Source organism: Lacipirellula limnantheis, from assembly GCF_007746075.1.
Taxonomy (GTDB): Bacteria; Planctomycetota; Planctomycetia; order Pirellulales; family Lacipirellulaceae; genus Lacipirellula; species Lacipirellula limnantheis.
The window spans coordinates 5,474,064-5,487,458 of record NZ_CP036339.1 but is presented as its reverse complement, the minus strand read 5'-3'; the positions used below and the strand labels follow the sequence as shown (position 1 = coordinate 5,487,458).

General features: G+C 63.3%; 7 protein-coding genes. 4 read left to right on the top strand and 3 right to left on the bottom strand.

Features of this window, described 5'->3' with window-relative positions:
- Positions 1-124: 124 nt before the first annotated feature.
- Both I41_RS21355 and I41_RS27815 read right to left on the bottom strand, forming a co-directional pair.
- Positions 125-2,113, bottom strand: a complete 1,989-nt coding sequence (locus tag I41_RS21355; RefSeq protein WP_145434935.1) for a hypothetical protein — start codon at positions 2,111-2,113, stop codon at positions 125-127.
- A gap of 103 nt (positions 2,114-2,216) precedes the next feature.
- Positions 2,217-4,991, bottom strand: a complete 2,775-nt coding sequence (locus I41_RS27815) for a multiheme c-type cytochrome (RefSeq protein ID WP_210421027.1) — start codon at positions 4,989-4,991, stop codon at positions 2,217-2,219.
- 357 nt (positions 4,992-5,348) lie between these two features.
- On the opposite strand from I41_RS27815, the gene I41_RS21345 reads away from it, so the two are divergent.
- The 3 genes from I41_RS21345 (at position 5,349) to I41_RS21335 (ending at position 10,678) form a co-directional block, all read left to right on the top strand.
- Positions 5,349-5,804 carry a hypothetical protein gene (locus I41_RS21345; protein WP_145434934.1) on the top strand — a complete coding sequence of 152 codons (456 nt, stop codon included), beginning with the start codon at positions 5,349-5,351 and terminating at the stop codon, positions 5,802-5,804.
- Positions 5,805-5,989: 185 nt separating this feature from the next.
- Entirely contained in the window at positions 5,990-7,441 is a 1,452-nt protein-coding gene (locus tag I41_RS21340) for an efflux RND transporter periplasmic adaptor subunit (RefSeq protein ID WP_145434933.1), read from the top strand.
- Between the two features lie 102 nt (positions 7,442-7,543).
- Positions 7,544-10,678 carry an efflux RND transporter permease subunit gene (locus tag I41_RS21335; protein WP_145434932.1) on the top strand — a complete coding sequence of 1,045 codons (3,135 nt, stop codon included), beginning with the start codon at positions 7,544-7,546 and terminating at the stop codon, positions 10,676-10,678.
- A gap of 722 nt (positions 10,679-11,400) precedes the next feature.
- Here I41_RS21335 and I41_RS21330 read toward each other — a convergent pair.
- Positions 11,401-12,366, bottom strand: a complete 966-nt coding sequence (locus tag I41_RS21330; protein WP_145434931.1) for a DUF1571 domain-containing protein — start codon at positions 12,364-12,366, stop codon at positions 11,401-11,403.
- A 369-nt stretch (positions 12,367-12,735) separates the two neighbouring features.
- Here I41_RS21330 and I41_RS21325 point away from each other — a divergent pair, with 369 nt between their 5' ends.
- A complete protein-coding gene (locus tag I41_RS21325) occupies positions 12,736-13,392 on the top strand; it encodes an MBL fold metallo-hydrolase (RefSeq protein WP_210421026.1) in 657 nt (218 codons plus the stop codon).
- The last annotated feature ends 3 nt before the right edge of the window (positions 13,393-13,395 follow it).

Here is a 13,395-nt window from a genome sequence, read left to right as displayed (position 1 = left end):
CGGAGCGGGGCACAAATGGGGAATGTTGAATGGGGAATGGGGAGGAGCGTTCCCTTTCCCCATTCCTCATTCCCCATTCGACATTTCCTTATCACCGCTCCGGCGGGTCGTTGACCCGCGGCTGTTAGAACTTATGCCGCAGCTCGATGCGGGCGCCGTCGATGTCGTTCGTGTTCTCCAGCCAACCGTGCATCGCATCGGCGCGCAGAATCCACGAGTTCCCCAGCCGCACCTGGTAACGAGCGCCCAGCGCGTATTGATCTCCGGGAGCAATCCGGCCGACCGGATCGCCAAACGCTTGCAGGACGGCCGTCTCGACAATGAACTGCCGATCGAACTGCCCGCCGAGCAAGTCGACGCCGAACGCGCCGCCGTAGGTGTCGTTGCCCGAGTCATCAAGAAACGGGTAACCGGTCAGCAGATCGCTTTCAAAGTTGATGCCGGTATTCTTCAGCGGGCCTTGCAGCCGCCCGAGCGGTTGCGGGCGATCGAAGCCGGCGAAGAAATTGGCGTAAGGAATGACATTGTACGGCAACGGCGTCAGGAAGCTGTTTTCCATGAGCAGCAGGACGCCGTCGGCAGTCCGTTGATCCTGCGGCACGTCCTGCCCCGTGTTGGCGATCACGCGAACGGAGTTCGACAACAGGTTCGCGTACCGCCGCGTGTACGAGGCGCCGAGGTTGAAGTAATCGAGCCCTAGGTTGGCAGGATCGTCGACGTAGGCGCCGCCAATTTCGAAATAACCGCCGCGGCGTTCGATGAACGTCGTCACGCCGACGAACTGGGCGTCGTCCGAGTCGACGCTGAAGGCGTCGGTCGTCAGCTCTTTGAAACCGGCAAAGAACGTCGTGTCGAAGTTCGAGATGTCGAGCCCCGGCGAGTTCTTCGCGGGAATCGTCGCCGCGGCGCCGAGGAAGGCGTCCTCGAGCCAGATGCCGTTCTGCAGCACCATGGGAATGAGGCCGGCGGTGAACGGTAGATCGAACGGCGGATCAGTTCCCTGGGCACCGCCGATCAGATAGCCGAGGTCGCCTTCAAAATACATCGTGTCGGTGTTCTGGTCCCAGCCGTCGAAGTTGTCTTCGACCTCCATCTGGCTTTCGTCGACGACGACGCTCGTAAAATTCTGCCCCTGGTCGAGCGGGCCGAAAAACATGTGGAACCGCTCCGTAGCGGTGATCGGGAAGTCGAGGTCAAGGTTCAGCCGGTTCGCCCAGATCCCTTGCGAGTTGCCAGCGTTGTTGTTGTTCGCCACGGCGGTGCGGAAGTCGCCATAGAGGTAGAGTTTCGGCCGTACCAGATTCGTGGGACCCATGAAGGTGAATGACGGCGGCCACGGGCCGTTGGCGTAGAGGGGCGTGAATCCCTCGATCCACGGGTACTGCGTGCGGTTGAGATGCTTGCCGCCGTAGACGCCGAGCTCCGTCTGCCCGTCCCAGCAATACGAGTCGAGCTGCGGGTCGGGGGCGAAGTCGATTGACGTGAACGGCGCCTCGTCGCTGCAAGGATCGTGAACCTGGGGAATCGGCGGTGCGACGGCGCCGGTGGGCGGCGCGGGTGGCGGCATCGAGTCCCAGATCATCGAGTGCGACGACTGCACGCCGGGCGTGGCGGCGGGGACCGGTCCGTAGCGGCCAAGCGACCGCATGAAGCCTGGAATAACCGGCGGCGGAGCGAGCAACTTGCCGGTCATCGGCGGGCCGAACACAGCTTGCGCACCGGTAGGCGCTGCGCAACCAGGCGCGCCGCCGCCAAGATCATCGACGCCAACGGGCCCAATCATCTGGCCGGCGCCAAGGGTGGGCCACTCAATCGCCGCTGCACCTGCGCCGAACCCATCTAGCCGCGGTGCTTGCACCGCGCTGGCCCCGCCGGGCGAAAGTGAATTGCCGAACGAACTCGCCCCGCTGCGCGGGGCATCTCCCGCGGCTAAATGGGCGATTTCGAGAGGGCTGTGGGGCGGCAAGGGTTCAAGCGTCGGCGCTTGGCCGGGGGGCGCGAACAGATCGTCGAACGCCGACTGGGCTTGGACGCTTTCCAGCCCCACGGCCATGACGCTGAGGGTCAACGCGATCGCAACCGCCAGCGCGCACCACCGCCGCGGCGTCTTCATCGTTCGATCAGTGCATTGCGGGCAAGTCATTCGGCCGGGCGTCGCGGACTACTCGTTACTTACTCACCTAAATACTTACTCACCTAAGCACCTACTTATTCACTCACTCCACATCAAACTCCACGCTCGACTGATGAAAATCGAGCGTCCCTTCCATCATCGCGCGTTCCATCTCCACCGTCGAATCGCAGAATCGCATGAAATACATGGGCTCGGTCCGGTTACGCATGCGGAAACTCAGCCGGTAGCGGCCAGGCTCGCACAGCAGTTCGCCAGGGACTTTGTACGGCACGGTGCGCGATCCGCATGGCGCCAGCGAACGAGCTTCCATCCGGATGAACGGCGGATGGTTGAGCACGGAGATCGGCTGGGCCGCCGGTCGGATAAACGGCAGCGGATCGACGTCGATGTTGATGGGCAGGAAGAACTCGCGGTCAGTTCCCTTGACCCCGGTGATCAGAAACATGGTTTGCAAGTTGAACAACTGCCAGTCGTACGCGATCCGCTTGTGGCGGACGTCTTCCGAATGGATGTCGGCGAGATCGCCGAAGCGATCGAGGTAGCCGCTCTCCCACACTCGCTGCCCGCGCGGGTTGATGAGCGCGACGTTCGCCCACAGCTGCGGCTGCGCGCCGAGCGAACCGGTCGGCAGGTTGTGCCCCTCGTTCGTGTTGGTGACGATGTAGTTGAACTCCAGATCCTGCCCCCGCACTCGCGGCTTCGTGAAGAACGGGCCGTTGATGCGCGAGCCGTTCTCCATCACCTGAGCCCGAAGTTCGTTCTTCAGACGCTTCTTCTTGAGGTTCTCCTCGATGACGTCGCGGGCGTCGTAACGGTCGTCCGACTCCTTCCACGCCTCGGGGAATTGCACGACGACGGCGCCATCCTCCACGGCATCCTCGAACTCGTCCGTTCCCCATCCCGCTCGCCAATCGAACAGCAGCCAGTCCTTCATCGACCACCGGTCGGCTTTCGGGTTGAAAGGGAAGACGCCCGGATGAGCAATCGAGTAGCCCGGCCCATAGAAGATGTGGTTGGAATGTTTTCGGTCGTTGTTGACGGTCTTCTTGTTGATCTCCGCCGCGGCGCCATACTCGTAGCCGCTCGGCACGCCGGGGATCCGCCCCATGTGGCAGTCTTGGCAGGAAATACCCTTCTTGCACGCGGGCGACGCGCGGTACTGCTCCCATACCACCTCCAGCTTGATGCCGGGGTACACGGCTACCTGGTGGCATGAAGTACAGAACGACGCGTGCGACAGCTGCGGGAACGAGAACGCGGCCGCGTGCATCGGTTGCCCCGGCCCCGTCTCGTCCGGCGACGTTTTGACTTTGAAATTCGCCTTCTCGTCGACGACTTGTGCGACGCCGTCGCCGCCGAACGGACCGTACATTGGGGCGTAGACGTCGCCCGGCTCGATGCGGCGTTCGCCGTTGGTCTTGCCGTACCATTCGCGAATGCGATGGCAGGCGATGCAAGTGACCCCCTCGCGCGCCACCGGCGGCAGGTCGTACATCGGCGCCGCGCGCGAGATGCCCAGCGTCGTCCCCACGGGCGAGTGGCAACGGTAGCAGAAGTAACCGATCGTTCCTTGGGTGAGGTCGTTGATTTTCTGCTCGAACTTGTGGAACATCGGCGACATGGCCGCATAGGCGTGGCTCGAGATGCTCCACTCTTCGTAGATCTTTTCGTGGCAGACGCGGCACGTCTTCGCCGACGGATAGAGCGACTCCGCCACGAACGTGCAGCGCGACTGCTCGCCCGGCGGTCGCTTATCCGCCGTCTTCGCCGCGGCTGCGCCGGCTGTCGAGCCAACTCCGCCCGCGGCGCCCGAAGTTGCGCCATTTGCCTGACCGCCACTCGGTCCGGCAGCAGCGCCACTCGGTGCACCATGCATCGGCGGCATCCCCGCCGGCGGCGGCACAAATGGCGACGGCAGCGTCGCTGGCGGCGCCACGACCTGCGGCGTTGTTGCAGGCGGCAACGTCGCTGCGGGCGGAACAGCGCGCGGCGTGGCTTTCGGCGCGAGCAGGTCATCACGATCATCGAGCAAATCGGCCGCCGGATTTGGCGTCTTTCGTTGCGGTAGTGTCGCCGGCGGACTTGATGGTCCTGTCGGCGGCACCTCGGGCGTCAACAAGTCGTCGACGCCTTTGAGCAAATCTTCCGCTGGCGGAACCGCGGCGGCCGGCTTCCTTTCAACGGGTGCGGCAACGGCCGGCGCCGCCGTTGGTTTGGGTTCGGCCGACTGATTGGGCGATGCCCCAGGCTCTGTTGCTGGTTTTGCCGCAGGTGCGTTCGGCGGCGGCGTGGCCGGCTGCTCTTTCGCCCCTTGAATCTCCGGCGACGTGTGCAGCAGGTCCTCTTGCTCGCTGATCAACTCATCACCGACCGGCGGGAGTTGCACGAGCCGCAGCACTGGCCCTGCACTAGTCTCGACGCCGACCGGCTTGGGATAGCGGACCACCGGCGCGATGACTTCGGCGCCGGCGGTTGGCGTCACTTCTTCGTCTTGCATCACCGCCGCGTCGCGCTGCCCGGCCGAAACGATGTCGGTCTCGCTCGCCAGCGCCATCCACCCGGGACAGCCCCCTTGCGCCAGGAGTTGCTGCACCTCTTCCTTGAGCCGCACCTGATAGGCGCTCGGCTCGTTGATCGCTGGATCAACATCGCCCCCACGGCAGCCCTCGGCTCCGCCGGCGGGTAGCGCCGCCACTCGCCATGGCGTGGAGACCGCATTGACCCCCGAACGGCGCTCGAGGCTGACGACTACGCCGCTCGGAGCGAACAGCATGCCTGCCGTCACGCAGCCGGCGAACAGCGCCGCCAACCGCGCCAGCAGCGGGATTCGAGAAGTTTGCAGTTCACTGGCCCGCATCGAGGAGCGTCCTTGCTCGGCGGAAAAGGGTGCGGCGCGACGTGCACGCTGCCGCAAGCGGTTGACTCAAGGTTTGCCGATACGGACTAAGTGATCGAACCGTTTCGCTCGGCAGATTGAGATTCCCCGCCGCAGCCCGCACAGCTTGCCACCCGCGGCCAAACGCCTGTGGCCTAGGCCGCGCGCCACCGCCGGAGCCCGTTTCCACGCGGATTGCGTGTGGGCGACCCAGTACATAGCCGTCCGGCGGCGGTAGGATAGAATACTGGGGCCGCCGAACCGCACCGCTGGCGGCGAATTTTCCGATGAGTCAAAAGGTAGGATGCAGTGCCCGTCGGGATTCGTCCGATGAATCCGATGAGCCGCGCGTCTCACACTTACGCCGTGACTTCGCTGATGCGTCGATTTCCTGCCATCGTTGCCGCCGCTACGCTACTGTTGCACGCAGTGGTCGGCTGCTGCTGGCATCATCAGCATGTCGAGGTCGTGGCCGGCAGCGACGAGGTCCAATACCTGCCCGTCGTCTGTGGCAGTCACGTTCATGCGGACCACGATCACGATCACGGCGACGCGCCTGCTGGCCCGACCGATCATCGCCACTCGCCTGACGAGTGCGGCGAAGCGAGTTGCCGATTCGTCAAGGGCGACGTGCCAGCGTATCCGTCGCCGCTCGACGGCCTGACCGCGACCATCGCCGACTCGCCGCAGCTCTTCGCGATCGGATCTTGGCAACTTCGGACGCATGACCGCGGCAGTCGCCACATTCTCGAAGGGATACCCCTTCATCTTCGTCACCAGGTCTTGGTGATTTGAGCGCCCCGCTGCGCGCATTCTTCGCTGCGTCGATCTACCGCGCGTCTTGAGCGTCCCCTCCGGATAGAAGTCCGCAACGGCGCGTGAATCTTTCCAGATTCTGTTCAATTTCTGATCAGCATCTACAGCGTTACGGACAGCCCCCGCAGGGCTTGATTCGTCACGCTCAACGCCCTCAACGAATCATGCGTCATAACGCGCCAGTCAACTTCACGTCCCAACGCATCGCTCTGGCCCGCACGCCGCTGGTGCTGGCGGTCGCGCTCGTCGCCGTCGCGATCGGCGCCGCCGTCTGGGTCCTTCCGCTGGTCATCTCGCGCGGCGACAAATCGGCCCGATCCGCCGCTGACTTCGCCACGGCCATCGGCGGCGCACCGCCGCACGCCGCCGGCGACCACGACCACGCCGAAGGCGATGGTCATGACCACGCCGCTCATGATCACGACGGGCACGACGATGTTAATTCGCTCGAACTTAGCGCCCAGGCCCTGAAGAACATTGGCTACGAGCCCTTTACCGTTGTCCTCCGCGACTTCGAGCGCAGCATTTCGCTTCCCGGCATGGTCGTCGAACGGCCCGGCAAGACTCAGTACCGAGTTTCCGCCCCCCTGGGCGGCGTCATCACCAAGGTCCACGTCATCGAAGGCGAAACAGTCGCGGCTGGCCAGCCGCTGTTCGACGTTCGCCTCACGCACGAAGAACTCGTTTCCGCCCAGAGCGAGTTCCTCAAGACAATCGAAGAACTTGACGTGGTGAATCGCGAAATCGCCCGACTCGAAGCCATCACTGAAGGCGTGGTCGCCGGCGGCCGGCTTCGCGACCAGAAGTATGACCGGCAGAAGCTCGAAGCCCGCCTGCGCGCCCAGCGACAAGCGCTGCTGCTGCATGGCCTGTCCGAGGCGGAGGTCGATCAAATTGTCAGCACCCGCTTGCTGCTCCAATCGCTGACGATCATGGCGCCCAAGCACGAAGAGAAGTGCGACTGCGGCGACGAACAACTATTCCATGTGCAAAGCCTGCCGGTCCAACGCGGTCAGCAAGTCGACGCCGGCGAAACCCTCTGCGTGCTGGCCGATCATTGCAATCTCTACATCGAAGGGACTGCCTTCGAGCAAGACGCCGCGCAGCTTCGCGAAGCCGCGGCCAGCGGCGCCCTGGTCTCCGCCGACTTGCTGATCAGCGACCGCCGCGAACCGATGATCGAGGGGCTGAAAATCCTCTACCTCTCCGATCAGGTTGACCGCGACTCGCGTGCGTTCCACTTTTATCTGACGCTACCGAACAAGATCGCGCTTGATCGCACCGAGGGCGGGCATCGCTTCCTGCAGTGGAAGTTCAAGCCGGGGCAGCGCGTCGAACTGCGCGTGCCGATCGAGAAGTGGACCAGCCGTCTGGTCGTTCCCGCCGAGGCAGTCGTCACCGACGGCTCGGAGAGCTACGTCTTCGAGAAGAACGGCCCGCACTTCGATCGCGTACCGGTCCACGTCGAGTATCGCGACCAGAAATCGGCGGTCATCGCCGCCGATAGCGCGCTTAAACCCCAGGCCGTCATCGCCAGCCGCGGCGCGTTCCAGATGAATCTCGACCTGAAGAATAAAGCCGGCGGCGGAGAAATTCCTCACGGACATACCCACTAGCCATAAAGGCCACCGGCTCCGCCGGTGGACGCGCCGAACGCCGGCTTAACTCGCACTTCGTCCATCGGCAGCGCCGGTGGCTCTCATGCGGCAGCACATCACATGCTCAACGCCATCATCCGCCTCGCGCTGCAGTACCGCTTCGTCACCATCGCGCTCGCGCTGGTGGTGCTCGTCTACGGGGGCTACACGCTGTTTAACCTGCCGATCGACGTCTTCCCCGACCTGAATCGCCCGCGGGTCACTATCATCACCGAGGCTCATGGCCTCGCCCCCGAGGAAGTCGAAACGCTCGTCTCGTTCCCGCTCGAGTCGGTCCTCAACGGCGCGACCGGCGTCGAAGCGGTTCGCAGCGTCAGCGACGTGGGCTTGTCCGTCGTTTACGTTGAATTCGATTGGGGGACGAACATCTATACGGCGCGCCAGATCGTTGCCGAGAAGATTGCGCTCGCCGCCGATCGAATGCCCAAAGGGGTGAAGCCGCAACTCGCTCCCGTCTCGTCGATCATGGGTCAGATCATGATCATCGGCATGTTCAGCGAGTCGGGCGCCACGTCGCCCACCGAGGTTCGCACCCTCGCCGATTGGGTCGTGCGGCAGCGCCTGCTCACGCTCCCGGGCGTCGCCCAGGTGGTGACGATGGGGGGCGGCCGCTTGCAGTTCCAGGTCTTGGTGAATCCCGAATCGCTGGTGAAGTTTGGCGTGACGTTGCAAGACGTCGAAGCGGCGCTCGGCCGGGCGAACAACAACTCCACCGGCGGTTATCTCGACGTCGGCGACAACGAGCTGCTGGTCCGCGCCATCGGCCGCGTCGAGAATCTCCAAGACCTCGAATCGGTGGTCGTGAAAGCCGACCGCGAACGCCCCGTGCTGCTGGGCCAGGTTGCCCGCATTGTGGAAGGGGCCCAAATCAAGCGCGGCGACTCCGCGATCAACGGCTCGCCGGCGGTGCTGCTGGTGGTCACGAAGCAGCCTGGCGCCGACACGCGGCTCCTCACCGAGCGCATCGTCGCCGCGGTCGACGACATGAAGGGCGCCCTTCCCAAAGACGTGCGCATCGATCCGAACGTCTACCAACAACGGGCGTTCATCGAGCTCAGCATTCGCAATGTCGTCGAGGCCCTGCGCGACGGGGGCATTTTGGTCGTCATCATTCTCTTCATCTTCCTGCTCAACTTTCGCACCACGTTCATCACGCTCACCGCCATCCCGCTCTCGATCGTCACCGCCGGCCTCGTCTTCAAATGGTTCGGCATGTCGATCAACACGATGACGCTCGGAGGACTGGCCGTCGCCGTCGGCGAATTGGTCGACGACGCCATCGTCGACGTCGAGAATATTTTTCGCCGCCTCCGCGAGAATCGCCACGCGGCGGTCAAGAAGCCCGCGCTGCAGGTGATCTACCAGGCGAGCAGCGAAGTCCGCAACTCGATCGTGTTCAGCACCATCCTGGTGGTCTTGGTGTTCGTGCCGCTGTTCGCACTTGGCGGCATGGAAGGGAAATTGTTCGTGCCGCTCGGGGTCGCTTACATCGTCTCGATCATCGCCTCGCTTGTCGTCTCGCTTACCGTGACTCCGGTCCTCTCTTACTGGCTCCTCCCCAACGCCAAGTTCATGGCCGAGGAGAAGGATGGGCTGCTGCTCCGCATTCTCAAGCGAATCGGCGGCAGCGTCATCCGCTTCAGCGTCCGCCATCCCTGGCCGATTCTGATCGCCGTGCTGGCGGCCGTCGGCGTCAGCGGCGTCGCCGTTTCGCGCATGGGTCGCGACTTCCTGCCCCCGTTCGATGAAGGAACGGTCCAAGTCAACGTCATGGTGCCGCCGGGGACGTCCCTCGAAGCCTCCGATCGCATCGGACGCATGGCCGACGAGCGGCTCATGCAAGTCGCCGGCGTCGTGACCGTCGCGCGCCGCACGGGCCGCGCCGAACTCGACGAGCACGCGATGGGCGTCAACGTTTCCGAAATCATCGTCTCGATCGATCCTGATTCGGGCCGCACCCGCGAAAAAATTCTCGACGACGTCCGCCGCCAGCTAGGCGACGTGCCGGGGACCGTCGTTTCCGCCGAGCAGCCGCTGCAGCACCTAATTTCGCACATGCTTTCCGGCGTGCAGGCCCAGGTGGCGATCAAACTTTACGGCGACGACCTGGCGACGCTCCGTCGGACGGCGACCGCGATGAAAAACGCCATTGCCGACGTCCCCGGCGTGACCGACTTGCAAGTCGAGCAACAGGTAGAGATTCCGCAACTGCAGATTCAGATCCGCCGCGACGAGCTCGCCCGCAACGGTCTGGCCGTGGACGACGTCAACGAGTTCATCGAGACGGCGATGAACGGCCGCAAGGTGTCGGAAGTCCTCCGCGGCCAGCGCAACTTTGATCTCGTGGTTCGGCTCGACGAAGAATTCCGCGAGAACGTGGAATACCTCAAACGCTTGCGCATCAACCTCCCGACAGGCGGCGGCTTGCCGCTGAGCGCCGTCGCCGACGTGATTCAAGCCAGCGGACCCAACACGATCAATCGCGAAAACGTTCGCCGCCGCATCGTCGTCTCCTGCAATACCACGGGGCGCGATCTGGCCAGCATCGTCGGCGACATCCAACAGCGACTGGCGCCCATCCAGTCGTCGCTTCCCACTGGTTACTTCGTCGAGTACAGCGGTCAATTCGAAAGCCAGCAACAAGCCACTCGCATGATCGGACTTCTGAGCCTCGCGTCGCTGGCCTGCATGTTCTTAGCCCTCTACACGCTGTTCCGCTCGGTGAACCTCGCGCTGCAGGTGCTTGCCGCGCTCCCCATGGCCGCGATCGGCGCGGTGACGGCGCTGGTGGTGACCGGCCAGTCGCTGACGGTGGCGAGCATGGTCGGCTTCATCTCGCTGGCCGGCATCGCCTCGCGCAACGGCATCTTGCTCATCGCCCACTATCTCCATCTGGTGCGACACGAAGGGGAAAGCTTCTCGCTGGAGATGATCGAGCGCGCCGGCAAGGAGCGGCTGGCGCCGATGCTGATGACCGCCCTTACCGCTGGCATCGCGCTGATCCCGCTGGTCCTGGCCGCGGGGGAACCAGGCAAGGAAATCCTCTATCCCGTCGCCACCGTAATTCTCGGCGGCCTAATCAGCTCGACGCTGTTAGACTTTTTCGTGCACCCCGCGCTCTTCCGGCTCTTCGGCCGTCGGGATGCCGAGCGGAGTATGACTTCGGATGACGAGGACCTCGGCTTCGAAAATTGATTCCTCAGTAGCCCCTGGCTCAGCAGTTCATTCATTTGCCACCATTCTGGAAATGGTTGGCCAATAAAGACTTAAACACAGAGGACACAGAGAGGATAGAGAAGAGGCCGGAAGTTTCCTGCATGTCGTCTTCTCTGTGTCCTCCGTGTTTTCTGTGTTAAGTGAATTTGCTAGATCGCAGTTGAATAAGCTTCTCCGCCGGAGGGTGGTGCGCCGCGAGAGATGCCTGCCGAGAGGGCAACTGCATCTCCGGCGAATCGGCGGCTGTTTCCCTCATCCGGCTGAAGGCCTTGTCAAGATGGCCAATTTGGCCATCCTCGCGCCGGCCTCCCGATCTGCTAAGGTCGAGGCATGAACGCACCATCATGCCACCTCTGCGGCGCGTCGTCGCCTACAGCCAGCACCCCGACGCTGTTCGGAACCCGCACGCTCTGCGACCGGTGTCGCCCCGTTTATCGCAGCATCGTTGCCGACGCGCTCGCCGCGCACCGTTCAGCGGAATATATGACTCACATCGTCTCTACGCGGACGGATAGGGCCGCTTGAAAACACTACCGCGTTGGATCCTCCCGATCGCGATTCGTCTGCTTAGATGGCAGACAGAGAAGATGCGTCCGTCCCTTCGTCGTCACGCGCCATTCGCGCACGAAAACGGGCGACGAATTCCCTGGTCACCCAGAAAACGCGTCGCCCGTGATGAATTGAACCCGTCGGACCGCGAGCTAGTTCTTGAACAGCTCGGGGTTCTCCGGATTGAAGTCCGCATCGGTGAAGCCGTTGTTCACCTTCAGGTTCATATAGGTGTAAGCTTCCTCCAGTGGCGGCTCGTCGCCTGGGTTCTGCGGCCACAGGTACGCGGCGTAGCGAATCGGCACGCCCAGCTGGTTGTCGATAAAGACCTGCGCCTTGTGGAAGCGGAAGTTCTTTCGCGGCGTCGGGTGGACGACTTCGATCACCGTGACCGGCCGCTTGTCGCCCCCGGCGCCGATGGTCGTCTGCAGCGTGCGGACTTCGCATTCGCCGTAGTTGACGTCATTCGAGGCGACGGCCACCAACTCGGTCGTCAGGTTGCGGATGCCGAGCTTGGTGATCGGGTATTTCTGCCCCGCCATGGCCAAACGCCCGTCGGGATCGAGCTTGAAGACGCCGAGCTTCTTGCGGAAGCCCGAATCGCGCGCATGCAATTCGCTCTTCTCGCCATTGGGTCCGGCGACGTAGAGGCACTCGCGACCCTTGTGCGGCGCGAGGAAGAACATGTGCACGCTAAACGGCTGATGCCGTACTTTCACGAACGCGACTTCCTGCTCCTGCAGTTCGCCGTCGATCCGCTCTTGTTTGTAGAGGATCGCCGAGTAGTCCTGAATGTTCGCGTCGATCTGCTTGACCTGCTGTTCGGCAAGGCGCAGCGCCGGCATCAGCGGATGCTCGCCTGCACGCTGAGTCAGGTCGAACGGAGATTCCGAAGCCGCGACGGCGGCGGCCGCAGCCCCCGTCGGGGGAGCGATCCGCGCGGCCACTTGGGTCGGCTGCTGCGTTTGCCCTGCGGCGGCGTTAGCCACGCGATGCACCGGTTCCACCGTGCCGGCAGGCGCCTGGGCGACGGCCGACTCGCCAGCCAGCAAAGACGCCGCCAGTGCCAGCGCGGGGCACGATTGGCGAAGGGTGCGAAGGTTGAAGTTACAGCTCATCGTCAGCGCTCTCCTTATGCGGCCTCCGGCCGCGAACTGGGCAGGGCGTTTTTGTGCGAGGCGGGGACAGGGGGGAGCAAACGACGTTCCTCACCCTGCTTTTCTAGCGGTTGCAGTGCTGCCCTGGCGCGATCGGCGGGCTGGTACGCTCCAATTCGTCGAAAAATAGTCGTTCTCGACGCAAAGGGCGAGCCGTTGGACGTAGCTAGGCGCGGGCGATCCCTCTTGCCGCTTCGTAACTATCGTTCGCCGCAGGCGAAACAATTACAATCGTCGCAACCCGGCAAGGGAGTCAGCCTAACCGTTTCAGGCCACACCCCCAAGGCGGGGAATGTTATCCGGATGTTACAACGGCGAAAAGGGTAAACTGTGAAGAATACAGAAACAACGCCGATTGTACGCGTGGTGACTTCCTCGCTCTTTGCAGAAAATGCCTATCTTCTCTCCCTTGCCAAGGAGGGTGACTGCATCGTGGTCGATCCAGGCCTCGACGTGGAGCGGATCGTCGAGCAACTTCAGGCGGCTCGCCTGAGTCCCGTCGCCATCCTGAACACCCACGGTCATGGCGATCACATCGCCGGCAATGAGTTGCTAAAGCAGACCTGGCCCGAAGCCCCGCTGCTGATTGGCGCCGGCGACGCCTGGAAGTTGACGGATCCGGAGGGAAATCTCTCGGCCGGTTTTGGGCTCCCCATGGTCAGCCCGCCGGCTGACCAGACCGTGTCCGAAGGAGACGTCCTCGACTTCGCCGGCCTGCGCTGGACGGTGCTGGAAACTCCTGGTCACAGCGGCGGGCATGTGGCGTTCGTCGCCAAGGAACTCTCGCCCATGATCGTGCTGGGCGGCGACGTGCTGTTTGCCGGGAGCGTAGGCCGCAGCGATTTCCCTGACGGCGATCACCAGACGCTGCTGGATTCGATTCGCACGAAACTCTTTTCGCTGCCTGACGACACGGTCGTCCTGCCGGGGCATGGACCGCCCACGACGATCGGGCATGAGCGGCGAACGAATCCGTTCTTAACTTGAAAG